Annotated in this window: 25 protein-coding genes; 13 read left to right on the top strand and 12 right to left on the bottom strand. The window is 66.1% G+C overall.

Going from position 1 to position 23,058, the window contains the following annotated elements; all coding sequences use genetic code 11:
* Positions 1–8 precede the first annotated feature (8 nt).
* Positions 9–566 (bottom strand): putative immunity protein, encoded by a 558-nt coding sequence (locus AC1DN2_RS16355; RefSeq protein WP_476851168.1) that lies wholly within the window; start codon positions 564–566, stop codon positions 9–11.
* 333 nt (positions 567–899) lie between these two features.
* Between AC1DN2_RS16355 and AC1DN2_RS16350 the strand changes: the two genes are divergently transcribed.
* On the top strand, positions 900–1,532 hold the full coding sequence (locus tag AC1DN2_RS16350) for a hypothetical protein (protein WP_476851167.1): 633 nt from the start codon (positions 900–902) through the stop codon (positions 1,530–1,532).
* Between the two features lie 82 nt (positions 1,533–1,614).
* Positions 1,615–2,109, top strand: a complete 495-nt coding sequence (locus AC1DN2_RS16345) for a DUF1801 domain-containing protein (protein ID WP_230010156.1) — start codon at positions 1,615–1,617, stop codon at positions 2,107–2,109.
* Positions 2,110–2,206: 97 nt separating this feature from the next.
* Here the strand turns inward: AC1DN2_RS16345 and AC1DN2_RS16340 are convergent, their stop codons facing one another.
* The 6 genes from AC1DN2_RS16340 to AC1DN2_RS16315 form a co-directional block, all read right to left on the bottom strand.
* The gene (locus AC1DN2_RS16340) at positions 2,207–2,848 is read right to left on the bottom strand and encodes an NADPH-dependent F420 reductase (protein ID WP_476851166.1); all 642 of its coding nucleotides are present in this window, start codon (positions 2,846–2,848) and stop codon (positions 2,207–2,209) included.
* 147 nt (positions 2,849–2,995) lie between these two features.
* The gene (locus tag AC1DN2_RS16335; protein ID WP_476851165.1) at positions 2,996–3,586 is read right to left on the bottom strand and encodes a TetR/AcrR family transcriptional regulator; all 591 of its coding nucleotides are present in this window, start codon (positions 3,584–3,586) and stop codon (positions 2,996–2,998) included.
* A gap of 136 nt (positions 3,587–3,722) precedes the next feature.
* Entirely contained in the window at positions 3,723–3,866 is a 144-nt protein-coding gene (locus tag AC1DN2_RS16330) for a hypothetical protein (RefSeq protein ID WP_476851164.1), read from the bottom strand.
* 170 nt (positions 3,867–4,036) lie between these two features.
* Positions 4,037–5,233: a luciferase domain-containing protein gene (locus AC1DN2_RS16325; RefSeq protein ID WP_476851163.1), complete on the bottom strand. Its 1,197-nt coding sequence runs from the start codon at positions 5,231–5,233 to the stop codon at positions 4,037–4,039.
* Positions 5,234–5,385: 152 nt separating this feature from the next.
* Positions 5,386–6,369 carry a zinc-binding alcohol dehydrogenase family protein gene (locus AC1DN2_RS16320; RefSeq protein ID WP_476851162.1) on the bottom strand — a complete coding sequence of 328 codons (984 nt, stop codon included), beginning with the start codon at positions 6,367–6,369 and terminating at the stop codon, positions 5,386–5,388.
* Positions 6,366–6,839 carry a MarR family winged helix-turn-helix transcriptional regulator gene (locus AC1DN2_RS16315; protein WP_476851161.1) on the bottom strand — a complete coding sequence of 158 codons (474 nt, stop codon included), beginning with the start codon at positions 6,837–6,839 and terminating at the stop codon, positions 6,366–6,368. The genes AC1DN2_RS16320 and AC1DN2_RS16315 overlap by 4 nt, the downstream gene beginning before the upstream one ends.
* 165 nt (positions 6,840–7,004) lie before the next feature.
* On the opposite strand from AC1DN2_RS16315, the gene AC1DN2_RS16310 reads away from it, so the two are divergent.
* The 9 genes from AC1DN2_RS16310 (at position 7,005) to AC1DN2_RS16270 (ending at position 17,088) form a co-directional block, all read left to right on the top strand.
* On the top strand, positions 7,005–7,799 hold the full coding sequence (locus AC1DN2_RS16310; protein ID WP_476851160.1) for an IclR family transcriptional regulator: 795 nt from the start codon (positions 7,005–7,007) through the stop codon (positions 7,797–7,799).
* Between the two features lie 151 nt (positions 7,800–7,950).
* Positions 7,951–9,228: a cytochrome P450 gene (locus AC1DN2_RS16305; protein WP_476851159.1), complete on the top strand. Its 1,278-nt coding sequence runs from the start codon at positions 7,951–7,953 to the stop codon at positions 9,226–9,228.
* Positions 9,229–9,233: 5 nt separating this feature from the next.
* Positions 9,234–10,412 (top strand): PEP/pyruvate-binding domain-containing protein, encoded by a 1,179-nt coding sequence (locus AC1DN2_RS16300; RefSeq protein WP_476851158.1) that lies wholly within the window; start codon positions 9,234–9,236, stop codon positions 10,410–10,412.
* A gap of 68 nt (positions 10,413–10,480) precedes the next feature.
* Positions 10,481–12,358, top strand: coding sequence for a PEP-utilizing enzyme (locus AC1DN2_RS16295; protein ID WP_476851157.1), 1,878 nt, complete (start codon positions 10,481–10,483; stop codon positions 12,356–12,358).
* Complete coding sequence (locus AC1DN2_RS16290; RefSeq protein WP_476851156.1) at positions 12,351–13,112, top strand: SDR family NAD(P)-dependent oxidoreductase; 762 nt, start codon at positions 12,351–12,353, stop codon at positions 13,110–13,112. The genes AC1DN2_RS16295 and AC1DN2_RS16290 overlap by 8 nt, the downstream gene beginning before the upstream one ends.
* 47 nt (positions 13,113–13,159) lie before the next feature.
* Positions 13,160–13,480, top strand: coding sequence for a 2Fe-2S iron-sulfur cluster-binding protein (locus AC1DN2_RS16285; RefSeq protein ID WP_476851155.1), 321 nt, complete (start codon positions 13,160–13,162; stop codon positions 13,478–13,480).
* A 2-nt stretch (positions 13,481–13,482) separates the two neighbouring features.
* A complete protein-coding gene (locus AC1DN2_RS16280; protein WP_476851154.1) occupies positions 13,483–14,796 on the top strand; it encodes an NAD(P)/FAD-dependent oxidoreductase in 1,314 nt (437 codons plus the stop codon).
* A 40-nt stretch (positions 14,797–14,836) separates the two neighbouring features.
* Positions 14,837–15,574 (top strand): HD domain-containing protein, encoded by a 738-nt coding sequence (locus tag AC1DN2_RS16275; RefSeq protein WP_476851153.1) that lies wholly within the window; start codon positions 14,837–14,839, stop codon positions 15,572–15,574.
* Positions 15,575–15,639: 65 nt separating this feature from the next.
* On the top strand, positions 15,640–17,088 hold the full coding sequence (locus tag AC1DN2_RS16270) for an aldehyde dehydrogenase family protein (RefSeq protein ID WP_476851152.1): 1,449 nt from the start codon (positions 15,640–15,642) through the stop codon (positions 17,086–17,088).
* Positions 17,089–17,141: 53 nt separating this feature from the next.
* On the opposite strand, the gene AC1DN2_RS16265 is transcribed toward AC1DN2_RS16270, so the two are convergent.
* From AC1DN2_RS16265 to AC1DN2_RS16255, 3 genes are all read right to left on the bottom strand, one after another.
* The gene (locus tag AC1DN2_RS16265; RefSeq protein WP_476851151.1) at positions 17,142–17,690 is read right to left on the bottom strand and encodes a TOPRIM nucleotidyl transferase/hydrolase domain-containing protein; all 549 of its coding nucleotides are present in this window, start codon (positions 17,688–17,690) and stop codon (positions 17,142–17,144) included.
* 62 nt (positions 17,691–17,752) lie between these two features.
* Positions 17,753–18,778: an NADPH:quinone reductase gene (locus tag AC1DN2_RS16260; protein ID WP_476851150.1), complete on the bottom strand. Its 1,026-nt coding sequence runs from the start codon at positions 18,776–18,778 to the stop codon at positions 17,753–17,755.
* A gap of 149 nt (positions 18,779–18,927) precedes the next feature.
* On the bottom strand, positions 18,928–19,740 hold the full coding sequence (locus AC1DN2_RS16255; RefSeq protein WP_476851149.1) for an MBL fold metallo-hydrolase: 813 nt from the start codon (positions 19,738–19,740) through the stop codon (positions 18,928–18,930).
* Positions 19,741–20,354: 614 nt separating this feature from the next.
* On the opposite strand from AC1DN2_RS16255, the gene AC1DN2_RS16250 reads away from it, so the two are divergent.
* A complete protein-coding gene (locus tag AC1DN2_RS16250; protein WP_476851148.1) occupies positions 20,355–20,774 on the top strand; it encodes a nuclear transport factor 2 family protein in 420 nt (139 codons plus the stop codon).
* 29 nt (positions 20,775–20,803) lie between these two features.
* Here the strand turns inward: AC1DN2_RS16250 and ligD are convergent, their stop codons facing one another.
* Positions 20,804–22,048: a non-homologous end-joining DNA ligase gene (gene ligD / locus AC1DN2_RS16245; protein WP_476851147.1), complete on the bottom strand. Its 1,245-nt coding sequence runs from the start codon at positions 22,046–22,048 to the stop codon at positions 20,804–20,806.
* Positions 22,049–22,096: 48 nt separating this feature from the next.
* Here ligD and AC1DN2_RS16240 point away from each other — a divergent pair, with 48 nt between their 5' ends.
* The gene (locus AC1DN2_RS16240; protein ID WP_230009733.1) at positions 22,097–22,489 is read left to right on the top strand and encodes a VOC family protein; all 393 of its coding nucleotides are present in this window, start codon (positions 22,097–22,099) and stop codon (positions 22,487–22,489) included.
* Positions 22,490–22,520: 31 nt separating this feature from the next.
* Here AC1DN2_RS16240 and AC1DN2_RS16235 read toward each other — a convergent pair whose 3' ends face one another.
* Complete coding sequence (locus tag AC1DN2_RS16235) at positions 22,521–22,982, bottom strand: hypothetical protein (protein WP_476851146.1); 462 nt, start codon at positions 22,980–22,982, stop codon at positions 22,521–22,523.
* Between the last annotated feature and the right edge of the window lie 76 nt (positions 22,983–23,058).

Raw genomic sequence — 23,058 nt, 5'->3', positions numbered from 1 at the left:
CGGCAGATTCAACTGGAGGAGGCAGGCTGGTCGGGGCGGGCCAAGTCGGCCTGGATCGTGCGGATGATCGAGGCGAGGATTCCGGATGCGAGAAGTCCTGGCCCCAGCGGACCGGCGGGATTCGCGCCCAGCGGTGGCAGGCGCCGGAGCGCGGACCGGGCTTCGGCGCTCATGTGCTCGAGTTGCCAGTGGATCTCGTCGTCGATCGTCTGGGGCCGACCGGGCGCGGCCAGTCCGGCCGCTTTCGCGGCATACGCGGCTGCCCCCAGGGCGTGCGCGCCCATGTGGGCGACGGCGGCGGCTTGCGTGGCGGACCGGGCGGCAGCCACCGCAGCAGGGCTGGTCACCTCGCGTGCGGCACGGCCGGCCACAAACCGCCGGCGGATCTCGTCGGCGGCACTGAGTTCACCGCGGGCGAAGGCCCGCGCCCGGGCGATGGCGTCGCGGGGGCGATCATCTGCCGGCGCCTCGGCCTCAAATAAAGCCACAACCCGCTCAGCGCAGTCTGCGGCCCAAGTCGCGACGACGCGGCGCTCGGGCTCACTCAGCGTCTGCGGAGAAGCCATATCAGCACCATACACATGCTGTGCAGACCGGTCGGCTTACGGGCAGTGCGATGGACGCGAATCTCGGTCTCGATACGTGGGCACGTCTGGATTCCCGGCCGGAACCCTGGACATGACTTGGGTGTGCCGGACCCGCCCCTAAAGCAATGCCGCCTGTTCCGGCTGGAGGTCTCTACCGGGCGGGTCGCAACCTGGGTTCCCATCGGACTGCGACAGAATCGGAATCGGGTTCACCGGGCGCTCAGCCTGTGGACCCACTGACGGCAGCAGAAACTCCCAGGCCGGGCAGTGTCGACTTGAATCGATCGACCGCCACAACGAAAGCGGGTCATTGTGGGCATCTTCAGGAAGAAGTCTCCCGAACCGGAACCGCCTGATTCGCACCTCACGTTCTTCACGATTTCAGGCGCTAACCATTTCGGAACGATCACGCGCGAAGTTTTCGCCGAGATGGGACTCGAAGTCCATGTTCAGCCCGGTCACGCTGTCGATGACTCCGGGCGTGAATTCGGATTTTGGAACGTGGCCGCCGCTTGTGGTGACCAGCCGCCCTCTGCGTGGCGGGACCTGATACGCGAACATCTTCAACGCGTTCTGGCGAGCTTCGACGCACCCGATCCGTTAGACATCCTTGCCCCTGCCGATGTAGCGAGGCAGACTTTCGCACGCCTTTATGATGAGGCGAGCATGCCAGGGATCGACGGCTACCCGCACAGGGAGTTCGCGCCGGGCATCGTCGAGATGGTCGCGCTCGACCTCCCGGACACGGTTACCGTTTTCAGTCACAACAACGCAAACAAGTTCGGCGGGTTCGAAGCCCTCAGAACCCAGGGGATTGCGAACCTTCGCGGGCTGGAACTCGAAAAACTCGAAACCCTCCCTGCACCGGGAGACGATGGTGGCCTGGGGATACGAGTAAGTCCAGCATTCCAGGCCGTCCTGGAATCGATAACTGCGGACAGGTAGAGACGTCCCCGAAGAGCCCGATACGGCTCGCGAGAAAACGGTTGTGGTTCCGTCTGGCGATGGGTGAGGAATAATACCCTCCATGACCAGCGGGGAGATCGGTAAGAGGGAAGCCCAAAAGCCGGCAACGCGCACCGGTGCGCGTGTTGACGTCGCCCCAACTCTGCCGGAATCCATGACCGGCAGGGCAAGCCCGGCGAAAGCGGCGGTCGGCGACAAGCCGGTCTTTGCATATATCGTCAGCCTGCCACAGCCGCAGCGGGGCATCGCCGAAACGGTCGATGCTTTGGCGGCAAAGACACTGCCCGGCCTCCGGCGCTCAGTGAAGTGGGGCATGTCCTACTACGGAGTCGGCGACGGGTGGTGCTTCAGCTGCGGCGGCTTTGCTGGCCATGTCAAGCTCATGTTTGTGAATGGCGCAGCGCTCGAGCCTGTACCTCCGGTGACACCGGTGGGGATGGGCAAGTCGACTCGGGGTGTGGAACTCGAATCCATGGACGACGTCGACGAACGCCAGATCGCGGCGTGGATGAAGCAGGTCGCGTCCGTGCCGGGCGTCGGGGGCAAGAAGCGTTGAACCGGAGGCCTGCCGCCGAGGCAAACAAGAGCACGACGGCGGATCCGGCCCGCCGTCGTGCTCTTGCGTATATTTTTGTCGCCTATCGCACGCCGGGTTACTTGGTGACCTGAAGTCCGGTGTCCCAGTTGAAGTCGGCGAACTCGGGGTTGGCCTGCATGGTCATGAGGACGAACTGGAAGCCTTCGAGTTCCCGGGAGCGCTTGAGCGGACCGACCACCAGGGGGCGCATGCCGCCGGCGCTGACGAAGCTGCTCACGGCGGCGGTGGCGTCCGCGTTGTCGCCGGCGATGAAGACGTCCAGGGGCTGTCCGCCTGACTCTCCGGCGACGAGGGTGCCGGCGAAGGTGGTGTTGAACGCCTTGACCACGTTGGCGCCTGCGGGGGCAAGCTGCGCGATTTCTTCGGCGGCGGAGGTGCCGGGCTCGACGACCAGGGAGTCAAAGGTCTCGAAGTTCACCGGGTTGGTGATGTCGACGATGGTCTTGCCGGTCAGGGCCTCGCCGTAGGCGCTGACGACGTTCTTGGCGGCGTCGAACGGGACAGCGAGGACCACGATGGCGCCCTGCGGGGCCTCGGCGGTGGTCCCGAAGGTGACTCCGGCGCCGAGTTCGGCGGCCAGTTCCTGCGCTTTGGTGATGTCCTGTCCGAGGATTTCCACGGTCAGGCCGCCGGCGAGTGCTCGGGTGGCGATGCCGCGGGCCATGTTGCCGTTGCCGATGATGGTGAGGTTCGTCATGGGTGTCTTCTTTCCGAATATGCGGGCCAGGAGGGTTTTCATCAGATTCTGTTCTCTTGGGGGAGTGATGCTTGAAGCTACAACTAAATGTACGTCAGGAAAGTTGAAGCGTCAACTATTTTTTCGAACGGAACGGAGTATTCGCGCCTATGACGGCCGCTGGGCCGTATCCACGGCATCTTGAGCGAGCAGTTCGCCGGTGCGCACGATGGTTGCGCGCCTGCGCTCTGCGTCCGGCGGTCCGGTGATCACGAGGGGGACATTCGGGCTCGAGACCCAGGCGTGGCACAGGGTGACGATGGTCAGGAGCAGGTCTTCCGCCGCGGCCTCGCTCAAGGCCGGAAGGGCATTCCGGATCTCGGTGACTTTGTTCGCCGAGCGGAGGGTGCGGGCCTCGGCTCCTACCGGATGTCCCTGCTCAAGCCCCTCCCAAAAGGTAAGGCGTGCGAGGCTGGGGCGGCTCCTGGAAAAATCAAAGTACCGTCCCGCGAAATCTCCGATCGCACCAGGACCCATGCCGGCGACCGGAAGGTCGTTCAGGGCGGTGACGAGTTCGCGTGTGAGCGCCGCTTCAAAGAGTCCGGCCTTGCCGCCAAAGTAGAAGTAGATCCGTTCGCGGTTGCACCCGGAGATCCGCGAAATCTGATGGATGCGCGCACCGGAGAAGCCACGATCAGAGAACTCGGTAATTGCGGCATCGAGGATTTTCTTCTGCGTCGCATCAGTGTCCCAGGCCATGGCCCCCATCATAACTCCAACCGTTTGTTTGCTTTCGCGAAACAGCACGCAGTAGCATCAATTCCAACCATACGTTTGGAGATTGAGTGGAACACGAGGGTAAGGCGCTAGCGGCCGATGAAACGGATGGGCATCATCACCGAACCGTCGGTGTGGCATCGGTCCATGTGAGGGCTGCTGTCACCTGGGTGGCGATCTTTCCGCTGGCCGCAATCGGGATGAGTATTTTGGCCGCTTTGGCGCCGGGGTGGCCACCGATCCTGCGTGCTTTTACGCTCACTCTTGTGGCCGTTCCCATTGCCGTCTACTTCGCCGTTCCCCGCCTTCTCCTGCTCCAGGCGAAGCTGGGCCACGTTGCCACGCGCACTCGGGCGCGGCACAATGCGAAACGCCATGCGCGGGTTCGCAAGCCACGCCGGGGTGCATGATCGGGGCCGGCCTGCCGGAACGTTACAACCTGTGGGCGTCGGGGCCTGTGGCGCAGGCGTGACTGGTCTCTACCATTGCAGCGACCACGTGCAGCTCATTCTCGTCGCGGGGCCCGTAGACCATGACCATGCCTCGAGCCAGCCGGATGCCGGCCAGCGGGTGGGCCACTGCCCAGCCCTTGGCGATTGCGTCCGCGGCCAGTTGGGGCGGCAGGGCCAGGTGGAGGGAGCCGTCGTGGGGCGGGTGCTGGTGGGCAAACTCCCCGGCTGAGGGGACCAGGAACGCATCCTCGGGAGCGTCAGGTTCAGGCTTTATCATCAGGCCCCGCGCGCCTGGAACGGAGATAACGGACTGCGAAGTCGAGACTCCGGCGAGCGAACTGATCCTGGCGAACAACTTTTCCTGAAGGTCCAGTGGCGCATTGTCACTGCGCTGTTCCTGCGGGATTGTCCATGACACGGTGGGGCGCTGACCGGCCCTGCGGGGAAGAGTGCCGTCCGGCAGGGCCGACCAGCGTCCGCCGGTGGTGCCTTCATCCGCTCCGGGACGAGCCAGGAACGACAGTCGCTCGTGGATCCAGCCCCCGAGTTCACGGAGCGTCTGGCCGCTGATCTGGTGCCCTCCGGGGTCGCGGCGGGCGTAGGCGGGGGCGGCGGAATCCGTCAGCAAGTAATTCCAGGTGCGGTCCAGCAGTTCCGTGGGGATGACTTTGTCCTGATCGCCCTGAGCGACGAAAACCGGAAGGCCTGCCAGCCGGGCCGGCGCGACCGGGACACCGGCGTCGAACGGCAAGGTGCCGTACAGAATAGCCGCACCGGAGAATCGTTGCGGATCTGCAAGGACCAGCCCGCCGGCGAATGCTGCACCCCCGCTGAAGCCGACGAGCACGACCGGCCGGCCTGCGGGGGCGACGGCATCGAGCCAGGTTCGGAACCACGCCATGGATGCCGTCAGCGACTCGGCGACCGGACGGCCGATGCCACGGTTGGCAAACCATGCATAGCCGCCGCCCTCTGCGATCGGCGCCCGGACGGCGGCGTAGGCCGGGCCGGGCGGCAGGTGGTCGGCGAGGGCAATGATCTCGCGCTCGCTTGAGCCCCGGCCGTGCAACAGCACCACCAGGGGAGCCGCAGGGTCGGACGACCCGGCCGTCGTCGCCACTGCCGAGGTGCCCGGGTGGCGGCCGTCAGGATCGGTGGACTTCTCGGAGATGCGCATGAATGCTCCTGCTCGGGGGTGTTGGGCACAATTAGTTTCTCTTGAAGCTTCAACTATTATTGCGCATCGCGTATTCCCCCAGCGACTGTTGCGAATCAGCGGGGCGTCGCAACAGGGTTGGGGGAAGTGGCATTCGCTGCCGGCTGTGGGTCTTACGTGGTGACGACGAGTTTGCCGCTGACGCGGTTTTCCTCCATGTCCGTGTGGGCCCGGACGATGTCATCGAGGGTGTAGACCTTGCCGATGGGTACCATCGCGGTGCCGTCACTGACGGCCTGCAGGAATTCCTGGAGCACGCCGCCGGGGAGGTCGGGGGCGCCGCCTGTGTAGGAGGTGAGCCGGACGCCCCGCGGAATGTAGTCAATCGGATAGAAGTCCGGGACCGTCCACTGGTTTGAGAGCATCCCGGTGAAGCAGACGACGCCGTGGACTCGGGTGGCGCGCAACGTGTCGGGCAGCGTGGGGGTGCCGACGAGTTCGAGGGCGGCGTCCACGCCGCCCGGAACAATGCGGCGCACGGCAGTGGCGAGGTCGCCGTCGTCGATCAGGACATGGTCGACGCCGATCGAGGCGAGCGCTTCCCGCTTGGCTTCGTCACGCGTTGAGGCCAGGACGGTGAGCCCGCGGCGCTTGGCAAGTATTGCGGCGGCCATGCCGACGGAGGAGGTTCCGCCGCGGATGAGCAGGCTCTGGCCGGCCTGGATGTCCAGGCCAATGGTGAGGGAGCCGTGGGCGGTCTGAAGCATCTCCGGGACGGCGCCGATGACGGACCAGGGCAGCTCTGATTCGAAGGCAATGACCTGCCGGGCCGGCACGCACGTGTACTCGGCGTAGCCGCCGTCGAACACGCGGCCCATGCCCCCCATCAGGGTGGCGACCTTCTGCCCGGTGCGGAACTCGCCGCCGGGGGAGTCGGCCACCTCGCCGACAGCTTCGATTCCGGGCACGCGCGGGAACGTGACGCCCTCGGCCAAGCCCAGGCGGGTGTGCAGTTCCGAGCGGTTGAGCCCGAACGCCCGGACCCGGATGAGCACCTGGCCCGGCAGTGGCACGGGGATGGGTCGGTCGCGAATGACCAGCGCCTCGGCCGGCCCTGGGCCGTCCAGCACCACGGCCCGCATGGTGCCGCCGCTCACTGACCGGCCGCCGTCGAGTCCACGGAGGGCCGCTGGGCGCTGCGGACCCGTGTCAGGAGGTCCAGCAGGGTGGTGGTCTCCTGCGGACTCAGGGCCGGGGTGAACCAGCGCGCGAGTTCGGCCTCGATCACTGCGCGTCCCCGAGCGACCACCGCGGCCCCCGCTTCCGTGAGGTCAAGGAGGGAGGAGCGCCGGTCGTCCGGGTTCATCTTCCGCGAGCAGTACCCGGCCGCCTCAACACGGTCAACCAGCTTGCTGGCGCCGCCCACGGTTATGGCCAGCGCCGACGCGATGTCGAACACCCTGCACGTGCCAAGGGAGGAGACAACGACCATCGCCTCGAACCTGCCGAGGGGAAGTCCGCATTCCTGGCGCAGGCGGGCGTCGACCGCATCCCACAGCTCGGTTTCCAGCCGGGTCAGTGCGCTGAAGAGGGGATAGAAGTCAGTCTGGCCAGTTCTGGTGTCCATGGATCAAGATTAGCATTTGGATTCCATGGAAGATACTTCCCCGGATTCTACTTACCGGCCGGCTGCAGCTCTTTGGCGGACTCGTGTGCTCCTGCTCGAGGGCTAGACTCTGATCGGACGTCCCGGCGACCATCGACGATGGGCGAATATTTCAGAGGAGCCTTGATGGCTGGCGGCAGCAGTGAGCCCGGTAGGACTGTGACCTCGAAGGTGCTCTCCATCCTGGAAGCCTTCGAAAAGTCCCGGGGTGCCCTCAGCCTGACGGAAATCGCGGAAAAATCCGGGCTGCCCCTGAGCACCGCCCACCGGCTTGTTAACGAGCTCACGGACTGGGGATTACTTTCCCGCGAGCCCAACGGCCGCTATCAGCTGGGCATCCGCCTCTGGGAGCTTGCCCAGAACACCGGGCGGCAGCTCCGCGACGCGGCGCGCCCATACATCCAGGATCTTTTCTCCCTCACGGGCGAAACCGCGCACCTGGCCGTCCGGTCCGGCCACGAGGTGCTGTACATCGACCGCGTCTACGGCTCCAAGCGCCTGCCCCGAGCTTCCCGCGTCGGCGGACGCCTGCCCATGCACGCGACCGCCGTCGGGAAGGTCCTCCTGGCCTTCGAGGAGGATTGGGTCCGCGACGCCTACCTGAACCGGCAGCTCGAGCGGCACACCGCGCACACCCACGTTGACCCGAGAAAGCTGGCCGCCGAACTGACCCAGATCCGGGAGCAGGGCTACGCCACTACGCTCGAGGAAGTCCGGCTGGGCTCGTGCTCCATCGCCGTCCCGGTCTTCCACACCGGCAGAATCGGCGCCGCGATCGGCCTGGTGCTTCCCACGAGCCAGGCCGCCACGATGAGCCGCCACCTTCCCGTCCTGAGGGGCATCTCGGCGCAGATCGAACGCGCCACCGCGCGGATCCCGCTGGAAACGCTGCTGGGCAGCCACACTGCGGCATCGCACTAGGCCGAACCCTGCAGCTGCAGGCCCGCGGCAAAGTGACTTCCGCTCAGTGGAAGCCTTTCCTGCCATCCCGAGGTGACGGGGGCCACACTGGAGGAAGAACCCCCGGCATGCACTGCTGCTGTCAGCGGGACCGGAAAACCAAGGAGCCCAGATGTCATCGTCGACTGAAACGGCCGGCCGCTGTCCCTTCGGACACGGCGCCGAAGCCCCTACGGGGCACCACGGCTACGAGCCGTTCCAGATGAAGGATCCCTTCCCCGCCTACGCCGAACTCCGGGCTGAGCAGCCCGTGATGTTCGACGAGCGGATCGGCCTCTATGTCGTCTCCCGCTATGACGACATCAAGGCCGTCTTTGAAGACTGGGAGACTTTCTCCAGCGAAAACGCCCAGGCGCCTGTCCGCGAACGCGGTGCCGCGGCCAAGAAGATCATGGACGACGGCGGCTTCACCGCCTACTCGGGCCTCTCCGCCCGCCGCCCGCCGGAGCACACCCGCATCCGCGCCGTGGTGCAGAAGGCCTTCACCCCCCGCCGGTACAAGGCCCTGGAACCGTTCATCCGGCAAAACGTCGTCGGACTGCTTGAAGAAATGCTGGCCCGGCCGGAAGGCCGCGGCGACATGGTCAAGGACCTTGCTTACGACGTCCCCACCATCACCATCCTCACCCTGATCGGCGCAGACGTAGCCCAGGTCGACACCTTCAAGCGCTGGAGCGATTCCCGCGCCGCCATGACGTGGGGCGACCTCACTGACGACGAACAGATCCCGCACGCCCACAGCCTGGTGGAGTACTGGCAGGAATGCCTCCGGCTGGTCAGGGTGGCTCACGAGGAAGGCGGCGACAACCTCACCGCGGACCTGGTCAAAGCGCAGCAGGACGGCGCCGAAATCTCCGACCACGAGGTCGCTTCCGTCCTCTATAGCCTGCTCTTCGCCGGCCACGAGACCACCACCACGCTGATCTCCAACGCCCTCCGCGAACTCCTGGCCCGCCCCGATCAGTGGAAGCAGCTGGTGGAGGACCCGAAGAAAATTCCCGCCGCCATCGACGAAGTCCTGCGCTACGCCGGCTCGATCGTCGGCTGGCGCCGCAAGGCCCTCAAGGACGCTGAAGTTGGCGGCGTCGCCATCGAAGAAGGCGCACAGTTGCTGCTCCTCATGGGCTCAGCCAACCGGGATGACACCAAGTTCGACGCCGGCGAGGACTTCGACATCACCCGCCCCAACGCCCGCGAGCACCTGTCCTTCGGGTTTGGCATCCACTACTGCCTGGGCAACATGCTCGCCAAGCTTCAGGCCAAGATCGCCCTCGAGGAAGTGGTCCGGCTCGTCCCGGAGCTGCAGCTGGAGCATCCGGAAACCATCTCCTTCCGGGAGAACCTCTCCTTCCGCGTCCCCGAGACCGTCCCCGTCACCTGGAAGGCCTGAGAAATATGCAGAGCAACGAATACGTCCAGTTCTTCGACGGCGGCATCGAACCGAAGCTCGAAAACCTTGGCGGCAAGGGCGCCTCCCTGGTCACCATGACCTTCGCCGGCATGCCCGTCCCGCCCGGCTTCGTGGTCACCACCGCGCAGTTCGATGCCTTCATGGAGGAAGCCGGGATCACCCGGGACATCCACCAGCTCCTTGCAGGACTGGACCCCGAAGACATGGGCCAGGTGGATAGGGTGTCCGCCGCGATCCGGGCGGACATCCGCTCCCGCGCGGTGCCTCAGGCCCTGCGCGAGCTCACCGTCGCCGCCTACGAGTCCCTGATGTCCCGCTTTGAGTCGCCGGTCCCGGTGGCCGTTCGCTCCAGCGCCACCGCCGAGGACCTGCCGGACGCCTCCTTCGCCGGCCAGCAGGACACTTACCTCTGGCTCGACGGCGTCAAGGCCGTCACCGAGCACATCCGCCAGTGCTGGGCCTCGCTCTTCACATCCCGCGCCATCATCTACCGGCTCAAGAACAACATCCCCAACGAGGGCCTCTCGATGGCGGTCGTGGTGCAGAAGATGGTCAACGCACGGGTCTCCGGCGTCGCCATCACCATGGACCCCACCAACGGCGATCGTTCCAAGATCACTATCGACTCCTCCTACGGGGTGGGGGAGATGGTGGTCTCCGGCCAGGTCACGCCGGACAACATCATGCTGGACAAGGTCACGCTGGCGGTCGTCTCCGAACACCTCGGCGACAAGCACGCCGAACTCGTCCCGGACGCCGTTGCCGGCCGCCTGGTGGAGCGGGAGGTCGACGCCGAACGCCGCGGCCGCCGCAGCCTCACCGGCGCCGAGCTCACCGCCGTCGCGCAGATGGCCAAGCGCGCGGAGAAGCACTACAAGTGCCCGCAGGACATCGAGTGGGCCCTCGATGCGGACTTGCCGGACGGGGAGAACCTGCTCCTGCTGCAGTCCCGCCCGGAAACCGTGCACTCCTCGAAGCCTGTTGTCCCATCCTCGGCAGCCGCCGGCGGCTACTTCAGCGGACTCAGCCCCGCCACTTCTGCGGCAGCGCCCGCTTCCCCGACGGCGCCAGCCATCACGACGCCGGCCGGCCCGGCGCCGTCGTCCGCCACCGGCTTTAGCCTCGGCAGCATCACCGCCTCACTGCTGAAGCCGTCCTTCTAGAACGTTCCGACCCGCTAGTCCGCTACGTCACCCAGGCTCAACGCCGAGCCCGTATTGAAAGGACCGCCATGTCCCTGAAGTCCTTCCCCAAACCCTCCGAGCTCGCGGTCCCCGCCGGGGCCGAGGGCTGGGAAAAGATCTACCCGTACTATCTGGTCTTCCAGGACAAGCTCAAGGAGCAGGAGGACGCCAAGTTCTGGTTCTGCGACAGCCAGCATTGGCCCACCGTGTTCAAGCCCTTCGAGACCATCGGCGGCGAGTTCGCGGTCAAGTGCCTGGGCCAGTACAACGCACGGCACCTGATGATCCCCAACGCCAACGGCATCGAGTTCCGCGTCCACCTGGGCTACCTCTACATGTCGCCCATCCCGGTCCCGGCGGACCAGATCGCCGCCCGCGTGCCCCTGTTCGAACAGCGCGTTGGCCACTACTTCCAGAACTGGGACCAGCTGCTCAAGCAGTGGCACGTCAAGGTCAAGGGCACCATCGACGAGATGGAAACCATTTCCTTCCCCAGGCTCCCGGACCTGGTCCCCATGGAGGACATCCTCTCCGGCAAGGGCAAGGACGGCTCCGAGAAGCTCCTGGAGAGCTACGACCGGCTCATCCAGCTGGCCTACCAGAACTGGCAGTACCACTTCGAGTTCCTCAACCTCGGCTACATCGCCTACCTGGACTTCTTCAACTTCTGCAAGCAGGTGTTCCCCAACATCCCGGACCAGTCCATCGCCACCATGGTGCAGGGCGTGGACATGGAGCTCTTCCGCCCGGATGACGAGCTCAAGCAGCTCGCCAAGCTTGCCGTGGAACTTGGGATCCAGGCCCACTTCAGCAACACCGACGACGTCGAGGCCACCCTGGCTGCCATCGCCGCGGCCCCCGGCGGTGACCGCTGGACGTCCCAGTACGATGCCGCCAGGGACCCGTGGTTCAACTTCACCGTGGGCAACGGCTTCTACGGCCACGACAAGTACTGGAACGAACACCAGGAAATCCCGCTCGGCTACATCGCGGACTACATCCGCCGCGTGGACGAGGGCCAGGAGATCATGCGGCCGGTGGAAGCGCTCATCGCCGAACGCGACCGCATCATCGAGGAATACCGCGAGCTGCTGGAAGGGGAAAACCAGGCCCTCTTCGACGCCAAGCGCGGGCTCGCCGCCACTGCCTACCCCTACGTGGAGAACCACAACTTCTACATCGAGCACTGGACCATGGGCGTCTTCTGGCGCAAGATCCGCGAGCTGTCCCGCATGATGCAGGCCGAGGGCTTCTGGACTGAACCGGACGACCTCCTCTACCTGGGCCGCAACGAGGTCCGCGACGCGCTGTTCGACCTGGTCACGGGCTGGGGCGTCGGTGCCAAGCCGATCGGTCCCGACTACTGGCCGGCAGAGATCGAGCGCCGCCGCGGAATCGTGGACGCGCTCAAGACCGCCCGGCCTGCCCCGGCGCTGAACACCCCGCCGGAATCCATCACCGAACCCTTCACCCGGATGCTGTGGGGCATCACCACCGAGCAAGTCCAGCAGTGGCTGGGCGCCGGCGAGAAAGTGGAGGGCGGGGGCCTGCGCGGCATGGCTGCCTCGCCGGGCGTGGTGGAGGGCCTGGCCCGCGTCATCACCGACGCGGACCAGCTCTCCGAGGTGCAGCAGGGCGAGATCCTGGTGGCCACCGTCACCGCACCGTCCTGGGGCCCGATCTTCGGCAAGATCAAGGCCACGGTCACGGACATCGGCGGCATGATGAGCCACGCGGCGATCGTCTGCCGGGAGTACGGTCTTCCGGCGGTGACCGGAACGGGTTCCGCCTCCACCACCATCAAGACCGGCCAGCGGCTGCGGGTGGACGGCACCAAGGGCACCGTGCAGATCCTCGATGCCGACCAACCGGAGCTCCTGGCGACCGGACCCGGCGCCCACGCCCACACCCACAGTCATGTCTGAGCTGAACGCGCCGGCTGCAAGGACCGTCCTGATCACCGGTGCCGCCGGCGGGCTGGGCCGGGCGTTTGCGCTCGGCTTTGCCGGCCGCGGCTACCGCGTGGCGGTCGCCGACATCAACCTCGAGGGCGCTGAGCAGACGGCCAAACTGGTCCGCGAACTCGGCGCCGAGGCCGCAGCCTTCCCGGCGGACGTCACCAGCGTAGACTCCACTGAGATCCTCGCACGGGACTGCGCGGACTTCGGGAACGGAAGCATCGACGTCGTCCTCAACAACGCGGCGGTGTACGCGGGGGTGACCCGCAGCCCGTTCGAGGACATCGACCCGGCCGAATGGGACCTGGTGATGAACGTCAACCTCAAGGGCCCCTGGCTCGTGACCCGCGCGGCGAGCCCGTACCTGCCCGAGGGCGGGCGCGTCATCAACCTCTCCAGCGCCACCATCTTCAGCGGCTCGGAACAGTGGCTCCACTACGTCGCGTCCAAGGGGGGCGTGGTGGCCATGACCCGGGTGATGGCCAAGGAACTGGGGCGCCGGGGGATCACGGTCAACGCGATCGCCCCCGGCTTCACGCTCACCGAAGCCAGCTACGGCCTGATGGAGAACGCCGAGAACTACGGTGTGGAGCGCGGGGCCATCAAGCGGGCCAGCCAGCCCGAGGACATCGTGGGCGCGGCCCTCTTCCTGGCTGGGCCGGACAGTTCCTACTACACGGGCCAGACCATGGTGGTGGACGGCGGCCGCCAGTTCATCTGAGGCGCTCCCTTGCCTGCCATCATCCGATTCAACCTAAGGAGAACCACATGCCAACGGTTCATTTCACCGACGCCGGGGGCGCTGTCCGCGACGTCCAGGGAAACCCCGGCGATTCAGTCATGGAAACGGCCGTCCGCAACGGCGTCCCCGGGATCGTCGCCGAATGCGGCGGCTCATTGTCCTGCGCTACCTGCCATGTCTTCGTCCGCGAGGACTGCCTTTCGCAGCTTCCGCCGATGGAGGACATGGAAGACGAAATGCTCTACGGCACCGCCGTCGACCGTGAGGACAACTCGCGGCTGTCCTGCCAGCTCCGGCTCACGGACACGGTGGAGCTGTTCGTCACCACCCCGGAAACCCAGGTGTAGCCGTGGGCGCGGAAGCAGTGGAGCAGGCAACTGACGCCCTCGTCGCGGAGCAAAACACTCCAACGCGCACGGGGCTCCTGATCATCGGCGCCAGCCAGTCCGGGGTCCAGCTTGCTGTATCGCTGCGGGCACTCGGCTTCGACGAACACATCACCCTGCTCGGCGACGAGGACCACCGACCCTACCAGCGCCCGGCCCTGTCCAAGGAGTTCCTGCAGGGCACGGTAGAGAGCGAATCACTGATCTTCCGCTCCAACGATTACTGGGCCGGACACAACGTGGCCCTGGTCAAGGGCGAATACATCGTCCGGATCGACAAGGAACCCGACGGCTCCGGGGTCGCGCATTCTTCCGCCGGAAAACAGTTCCCTTTCAAGCGGCTGGCGCTCACGGTCGGCGCCCGGGCCCGCAAGCTGGAGATTGAGGGCGGGAACCTCGACGGCGTGCTGTACCTCCGCAACGCCGACGACGCGCTGGCACTCAAGGCGCGGGTGGGGGATGCCACGGATGTGGTGGTGATCGGCGGCGGATTCATCGGACTGGAGGCCGCGTCCAGCCTGCGGAAGATGGGCAAGAACGTCACGGTTCTGGAATTCGGTCCGAGGCTCGTCGGCCGGGCCGTGGGAGATGAGACGGCCGGGTACTTCCTGCAGGCGCACCGTTCCCGCGGCCTGGACATCCGGCTCAACACCAGCGCCAAGCGCTTCACAGCCAGCGAGGGCGGTAGCGCGGTCGCCGGCGTCGAACTCCAGGACGGCACAGAGCTCTCCGCGCAGATTGTGCTCGTGGGGATCGGCGTCATTCCCAACACACAGCTGGCCGAACAGCTCGGGCTGACGGTGGACAACGGGATTGTGGTGGACCGCTTCGCGCTGGCCTCGGACGGCACAACGGTGGCGATCGGCGACTGCGCCAACATGCCCAACCCGGTGCCAGGGTCGGAGCCGGGGGAGCGGATCCGGCTGGAAAGCGTCAACAACGCCATCGAACACGCGAAGGTGGCCGCCTACTCGCTGACCGGGCGGCGCGAGGAATACGCCGGGATCCCGTGGTTCTGGTCCAATCAGGCGGACCTCAAGTTGCAGATCGCCGGACTGTGCAACGGCTACGACCAGACGGTACTCCGGCGGGACGAGGACCGCGGGAAGTTCAGCGTCCTGTACTACCGCCAGGGCCAGGTCATCGCCGCGGACTGCGTCAACGCCCCGCTGGACTTCATGGCCGTCAAGAACGCACTGGCAAAGGGCCAGAACATCCCTGCCGACGCCGCGGCGGACCCCGCCACGCAACTCAAGACCATCACCACGGACAGCTAACTGCACTCAGACAGTACGCCGGCCCACCCGAAGGAGCATTATGAGCACCCCCAAGACTCCGGTCGCAGCCAGCCCCGCCGCTGAACCGGTGGACGTGCCGGCCCAGGCCTTTGCCGCGGAGTACAGCGTCCGGCCTGTTCCCGCGGCTGGTCCGGTAGACACCACCGCGATCTGCAATACCCCGGCTGCCGTTCAGGAACTCGACGCGCTGTGGAGGGCCGTGGTCCATGAGACGCGGACGCGCGGAAACGACATCCACTTGCCGATTTCCTTGGCCTACGCCGAACGGCTGTGCCGGGCCTATCCCGGCGCCGACGCTGAACTGGTGCGCGTGGCCACCGTGCTGCACGACACTGGCTGGGCCCACGTTGATGAATCCCGCATCATATCCGAGGGCTTCACCGGTGACTGGCGGAAGGCTGCCATCCGCTACGAACACGAGCAGCAGGGCTGCGACGTGGCCCGCCGGGTTCTCCCCGCCCTGGGATACTCCACCGAATTCATTGAGCGCGTCTGCGAGATCATCGACGGCCACGACACCCGGCCGGTGGCCCGGTCCCTGGAAGACGCCCTGATGCGCGATGCCGACAGGCTATGGCGCTTCGACCGCGCCGGGATCGCCCTCGCCTCCTCGTGGTTCGCCATGGACCCGGCCACGTACACCGACAGGCTGGCCACCGAGATCGTGCCCGAACTCATCACCCAGGCCGCCCACGATATGGCCGCCGCGGACCTAAACCGATCCAACGCCCTTCTTAAGACGGCGGTGATCCGATGACCTCCGCCACGCATGATGCTCCTGCCCTGGTAGCCCGGACGGAGCTGTCCCTGCCGCATACGCATGTGGATACGATCTTTGTCGACGGCGCGTGGCAGCCTTCGCGGGGCACCGGCCGCAACCCGGTGACCGACCCCGCTACGGGCGAAGTGTGGGGCTCGGTGCCGGACGGAACGCCGGAAGACCTGGACGCCGCCGTCGGCTCTGCCCAGCGTGCCTTTCAGGGCGAGTGGCCCCGGCTTACCCCGTCTGAGCGCGCCAGCTACCTTCTCCGGATCGCTGAGGAGGTGGAGAATCGGGCTCAGGAGCTTGCCCTGACGAACTCGCGGGAAAACGGCTCACCGGTGTCCGAATCCGCCGGGGCGGCAGCCAACGCGGCCGGTATCTTCCGGTACTTCGCCACCCTCGCCGAGTACCTTGAGCATGAGGATGTCCGCCCCTTCCCGCGCGGCGGCGGCGAGTCAGTAGTGCGGCGCGACCCGCTGGGAGTCTGCGCGCTGATCGCGCCGTGGAACTTCCCCATCAACCTGGTGGTCATCAAACTGGCGCCGGCTCTGCTGGCAGGCTGCACCGTGGTGATCAAGCCGGCGTCGCCCACGCCGCTGTCCATCCGGGTGATTGTCGAGGCCGTCGCCGCGGCCGGGGTTCCGGCGGGCGTGGTCAACCTGGTAACCGGCTCCGGCCGGATGGGGGATCAGCTGGTGAAGCACCCGGGCGTCGATAAGGTGGCGTTCACGGGATCGACGCCGGTGGGCCGGAAAATTGCCGCGGCCTGCGGGGAACTGCTGCGTCCGGTCACGCTGGAACTGGGCGGGAAGTCCAGCGCCATTGTGCTCCCTGATGCGGATCTGGACGCGATGTCCAAGGTGCTGATCCGGTCGTCGATGCGCAACACCGGCCAGACCTGCTACATCTCGACCCGGATCCTGGCGCCTGCGAGCCGTTATGACGAAGTGGTGGAGATGGTCACGGCCACGATTGCGGCCGGAAAGCAGGGTGATCCGCTCGAGGCGGACACTGTGTTCGGCCCTTGCGCAACGAAGTCCCAGTACCGGACCGTGCTGGAGTACGTGGAGTCGGGCGTGGCCGACGGCGCGCGGGTCACCACCGGGGGGCGAGCGGCGTCGTTAGGCGGTGGCCTTGAGGGCGGCTATTTCGTGCAGCCCACAGTCTTCGCCGACGTCACTCCGGAGATGCGGATCTCCCGTGAGGAGATCTTCGGCCCGGTCCTGTGCATCCTAAAATACGACGACGCCGATGGCCGTGTTGACGAGGCCGTGGCGCTGGCTAACAACACCGAGTTCGGGCTCGGCGGTCTGGTGTTCGGGCAGGACGCGGCGGCCGCTCTGAACGCGGCCGACCGGATGGACACGGGCTCCGTGGGCATCAACTTCTTCGCATCCAACCATGCAGCCCCCTTTGGCGGCCGGCACGATTCCGGCCTTGGCACCGAGTACGGGATTGAAGGCCTGAACGCGTACCTGAGCTACAAGTCCATCCACCGCCGCACGTAGATAGCGGGATGCCCGTGACACGGTGAAGGCATTCGATCCTTTGGGCGGCAGGATCAAAGCGGGAATGATGCAACGAGGCGGGCGAGCGGCGGAGGCGCCTGTCCGGCCGGCAAGGCGTCGACCAGCAGTGGCGCGTATCGGACCTTGTTGCCGCTGCGTCCACCGAAGAACCGGCGCAACTGCGCCGTTATTGGCCGCTCTCGCAGTGACGGCTGGCGTTGCAGGAGCCGGAACGACGCGAGCTCGCCTTGAGCGGCGTTGACTTTGAGCACGGCACCGATCCCCAGGCAGCGGATGAGTTCGTCCTCCAGATCGGCGTGGCAGACGTGGAACCCAAGCTCGGCCAGCGAACCGGGCCCGATACCTGCCCGGCCGAGCGCGCGGGCGATGCCACGGGATTCCCCTGCATCACACAGGCCTAACAACCGGTGGCCTGCGCCATTCGGTCCGTAGCGGTCGAGGAAGTGGACGATGCTGGTCGCGCCTCCCATCGGTACGACCGACACCCGCAAGGCTGCCAGGTCATGGCCACGGCGGAAGGAAAGCGCCTCAACCGCAAGCCGGTCACTCTCACCTTCGACCAACACCGTCGTCGCCTGCATGGAACCAGTATGCCGAACGCATTGTCTGGTCGCGGGCTCCTCGCCGGACACGCAGAAGGTGGTCAGGCCGCGGACACGTCGACCAGGACCTTCCCGACGAAGCCTTGTTCTACGGCGTCGTGCGCTGCCGCGGTTTCCTCGAGCCGAAAGCGGGTGAGGGGCAGTCCGTGCTCATCGCCGACCCGCAATGCCCCCGCTTTCAGCGCATCCGCGACTGCGGCAACGGCCGCCGCCTTCTGCTGCTCCGTCACGGTGTACGTGAGGATGAACTGGAATTGGACGTTCTTGCCCATGCTCTCGCGAATGGGAATGCCCAAGGATTCACCGGGGTTGGCAGCATAAATGGAAATGGTTCCGCCCGGCTTCACCACCTTGAGGTCATTGCCGATGTTCGCCGGAGCATTGACGTCGACGATCGTATCAACGCCTCCAGGGGCTGCCTCGCGCACGGCCTGTGGGACGTCGGCAGTGCGGTAGTTGATCACACTGTGCGCGCCGGCCCGGCGGGCAAGTTCACCTTTCCGCTCCCCGCTCACGGTCGCGATGACGGTTGCCCCGGCCCAGCGGGCGAGCTGAATGGCCGCGTGCCCGACCGCACCCGCGCCACCGGTGACCAGCACCACCCGCCCTTCCAGGGCGCCCGGCGAAAGCCTGGCCGGGCCGTCCTGGCTGGAGGTCAGTGCACGATGTGCCGTCAGTGCCGGGATCCCCAGGGATGCGCCCGTGTCGAAGGACTCCATGTCTGGAAGGGCAACGGCCTGCGCGGCCGGCACCACCACGTACTCCTGGGCTGTGCCCTCGGTGCCGCCCCAGGCGACGTCCCAGAGCCAAACACGATCGCCGACGGACAGCCCCGGCACGCCGGATCCAACCTCGTCGATAACGCCGGCACCATCCTGGTTGGGCACTTTTGGTGCCTCCAGCCTGCTTCCGCTCCCGCCGGCGGCCCGGGACTTCCAGTCGGTGGGATTGACCCCGGAGACCACCACCCGGACTCTGACCTGGCCCGGTCCGGGTGCCGGCAGTGGCCTGTCCTGGAGGGTCATCGCGGACGATGGCCCTGTCTTTTCGTACACGATGGCCTTCACTGTTACTCCGCTTCTTCGGATTCCATAGGGGGAAGGGATGAGAGCGCCGTGAGAACCTGGGGTTCTCCTGGTCGCCATGATGGCTCGGATACCTCTGACGTCAATTGAGGCGCTTGATCCCACGCTAACGCAAAAGGGAAATGGGCGGCTCAGGTCAAATGGTCGAAGTCGCCGCGCGCCCAAGCAGCGTGCCGTTGTGCAGAATCGTGCAGAATGGCCTTGGCGCCGGACGCGATGACATTGTTGAAGTTGCCGTAGATCCGGTCGAAGTTGAGCTCTCCCAGCTGCGCGGCGATTCGCACCGCCACCGCGCCGGATAGCGGCACGTGGTTCGGGTAGCTGCGCATGAAAGCGATGGAGCGACGGTCCGGATTCGGATACACGCTGTCACCGGTCAGCAGAACTCCTTTGCCGCCGGCTCCTGCAGCCCAGTGCGCCACCGCGCTGCCCGGGAAATGGCCCCCGGTCTGGTGCAGGGTCAACCCTTCGGCGATAGGTTGACTGCCGGACCAGTATTTAATGAGCGGATCATTGCGCCCCAGCCATCGCCGGTCTGCATCCGCCACAAGTACGGGGACGCCGCCGAGCCGATGCGCCCACTCGACCTGCACACCGAACATGTGTGGATGGCTGGCGGCGATCGCCAGGACCGGGCCCCGCTTGAGCACTGCCTTCGCAGCGCTGTCGTCGACATATCCGACCGGATCCCACAACAGCGAACCCTTGTGTGTCGCCACAAGCTGGGCGGTCTGGCCGATCCCGACTCTTGGCTCTGTCCGGATCCCGACAAGGCCCGGCTCGTTCTCCGTCAACACCGTTTGCTGGCCCTCCTGCGCGAGCCCGTCCAGTGTGAGCCACTTTTGTCCGTCCTCGGGTACATACTGCCGCTCGTCGGTGCAGATCGGGCAAATGTCCGGGGCAGGTTCGTCGCGTTCCACGGCGCAAGTTGCGCAGATCAGCATGGCGGGTCCCTTCGAAGGCCTTGTGTCCTGCTCCTCTTGCCCACCGTAAGCGTGCCCGGCGTCGTCGGGAAGCCGATGCCGCTATCAACTTTCTAACGCGAACATCTGGCGTTCAGGCCCGTCCACCCCGCCGCGTCTTTGGCCATGTTGGACGGCGGTGATGTGCGCTGGCCGCGATGGCGGCCGCAAAATGGATCCCGCAATCCGGGTGTGCGTCGAATTGGGTGTCAGGAGCGTCGATACATATTCAACGCACCGACGGGGACAGCAGGGCGGCTATGACGTTCACCGCATACCAGCCCAATGCCCCAAGTGCACCCAGAACGGCAACGGAAACCACCCAAAATAGGGCCGAGAGTTTCGGCCTCGGCTTCTCATCCATAACAACCACCCCGCAATCAATTGGCATACCTCGGACCGAATCTTGCCTGAACCCCCTTGCGGAAAGCTTGGAATCGAGGCGAGGCCTCTAGCCCGCAGCTGCCTGGGGCAGAGGTAACCCCCCACCCTTGCAGCCACCACGAGGCACGCTTAGGATGGCGGGGCCGGGACGGCCTGGACGGCGATAGACCTATCCTGCCGTTGACGGACAGTGAGCCCTTTGGAGGTCCGACGTGAGTGAGCGGGATGACTTCATGGCCTGGGTTGGGTCGCGCCTCAAGGACGCCGAGACCGCCCTGCATAACGGCGACGCCGCGCCGCGGTTCGCCATCTGGTCCCGAAGAGAGCCCGTTACCGTGCTTGGCGCGTGGATGTCCGGCAGCGGTTCCGAGGACGTGGGGCGCATCTTCCGTCAGCTGGAAGCATCCTTCTCGGATTGCAAGTCATACACGCACGAGGTGATTGCTGCCGACGTGATCGGGGACATGGCCTACACCGTTGGGTACGAGCATACGAGCACCTCGGTAAACGGAGAGCCGAGGGACTACACACTGCGCGTGACCCAGATCTACCGGCGCGAGGATGGCGAATGGAAGGTCGCCCACCGCCACGCAGACACCCTGGCGCAGCTGGACAAGCCTCAGGACGCCTGAGCCCCGTCCTTGGTGTCAGGATCCGGCGGTCAGGATCCAGGGCGCCCCGGCCACTCTTTGCCCGCCCAGGGGTCGTAGTCGGCGATGAGTTCCTCCTGCGGCGGACGCTCCTTTTCCGGGACGTGCTGCAGGTTCACCCGGACCCGGTACCAGAGCGAACTCGATCCCCGCATTCCGTCGACGAGTACGTCTGCGGGGTGCAGGGCTGATAAGAGGTCCGTATGCCGGGTCTTCCATTCCTCGAGCGCCGCGAGCGCCTCGGGCTTGGTCTTGGTCCTTGCCACCTCGATGAGCGGCATTACCGATTGCCGGCGGCCCAAGCCGTCGCCGCCGCGCGGCGGCTTCTCGGCGGGGCCGAGCCCGGCAGCCAGACTGATGAGCCTGTCGAGTGTCCCTGCCGCGTCGTCGATCCCGGCGTGGGGGTCGCCCATCGCCGCGAAGCGCTCAAGCACCGTGGGCACCGTGAATTGTTCCGGCCGGGTGGAGGTAACCTCGTCCCACGTGAGTGGAGTCGAGACCCGGGCGTCGGGCAGGGGCCGGATCGAGTACGCCGATGCCACGGTGCGGTCCTTGGCGTTCTGGTTGAAGTCGACGAACACACTCTCGCCGCGCTCCTCCTTCCACCACCGTGCGGTGGCGAGGCCCGGAGCGCGGTTCTCGACCTCGCGGGCGAGGGTCTCTGCGGCGAGCCGCACGTCGCGGTACGACCACTGAGGCGCGATGCGCACGAGGATGTGAAGTCCCCGCGAACCGCTCGTCTTCGGCCACCCCACCAGTCCGACGTCGTCGAGCACCTCCCGCGCGACATAGGCGACGTCGACGATCTGCGCCCAGTCGACCCCCGGCATCGGGTCGAGGTCGACCCGGAGCTCGTCCGGGTGCTCGAGGTCCTCGGCACGCACGGGGTGCGGGTTGAGGTCCAGGCATCCGAGATTCACGACCCACGCCAAGCCTGCAGCATCCCGGATGACGGCCTCTTCGGCTGATGTTCCGGACGCGTAGTGCAGCGTTGCCGTGTCGATAAAGTCGGGGTGGTTTTCAGGCACGCGTTTCTGAAAGAACGGCTCAGCGCCGATCCCCTTCGGGAAGCGCTTGAGTACCATGGGCCGGCCGCCTGCGCCCCGCAGCGCACCGTCGGCGACGGCGAGGTAGTAGCGGACCAGGTCGAGCTTGGTCAGCCCGGGTTCGGGGAACACCACCTTGTCCGGACTCGAGATGCGAACCTCGTTGCCGGCTATGTTGAGGATCTCGGCGGGGGTCTTCGACGAGTTCATTCCGCCACGCTAGTTCCGGACGGCTGCGCTTGGGAATAGCATTCCGGCATGGACGCCAAGTTATTCGCCTATCTCAGCTACAGTGACGCACCCGCAGCCCTGGACTGGCTCCAGGCCGTGGGATTTGGCGTTATTCAGCGGCACGACGGACCCGCAGGGTCAGTGCTGCACGCCGAGATTTCCATGGGGGAGGCGGTGCTAATGGTGGCAAGTAGCGATGCCGCCTACCAGCGGCCGCCACTTATCGGCCAGTCAACCGGCCAGGGACTATATCTTCTGGTCGAAGACGTCGACGCCTTTCATCAGAAGGCCCTCGCCGCGGGCGGAACCTCAGTGATCGAGCCCGAAGCCACCCAATGGGGCGCCCGGCGCTGCCGGGTGCTCGATCCGCAAGGACAGGAATGGAGCGCCGGCACCTACCAGCCCGGAATAGTCTCGTGATGCGTCCTTGCCTGCCCCCGGGCAGGCGCTTTTAGGTGCCCTCCTGGGTGCCGGTGTCGAAGGGCTTGTCCGTGGCCGGCGGCTTTTCGCCAGGCGTACCTGTTCCGGCCTTGCGCAGCGGATCTACAGTACCTTCCGCGCCGTAGTCACCTTCGGTGTACTGGCCGATTTCCGACCCGGCCGTGCGTCCCGGAGCCGTGCCAGCGCCGCCGTAGTCGGCTGCTACGTAGCGCCCGGATTCCTTGGCTCGGTCTCCCAAGGGTTCGGGCAGGCCGCCCTCCTTGCCGGCCGCACCGTAGTCACCTTGGACGTATTGGCCTTCCTCGTCCTCGGCGTGCCGGCCTCTCTGCACGCCAGCCTTACCGTACGCTCCTTCGACGTACCGGCCCCGGAGCTCCATATCTTCTGGTTTCACGTCCGCGGGCGCCTGGTCCGCGGGCAATTCGGAGTCGCTGCGGTCTGTCATGATCCTGCCCTCCAGAGACGAATCCATGCGTCTAATCCGGCGCAATTCAAGTCTAGTCAGGGCCACTGCACCATGACAGAGCGCAGTGGCCTCCGGCCGCCCG

The organism is Arthrobacter sp. 01L42 (genome assembly GCF_056400005.1).
Note: the sequence above shows the minus strand (reverse complement) of the source record. Positions and strands in the feature narration are given on the sequence as shown.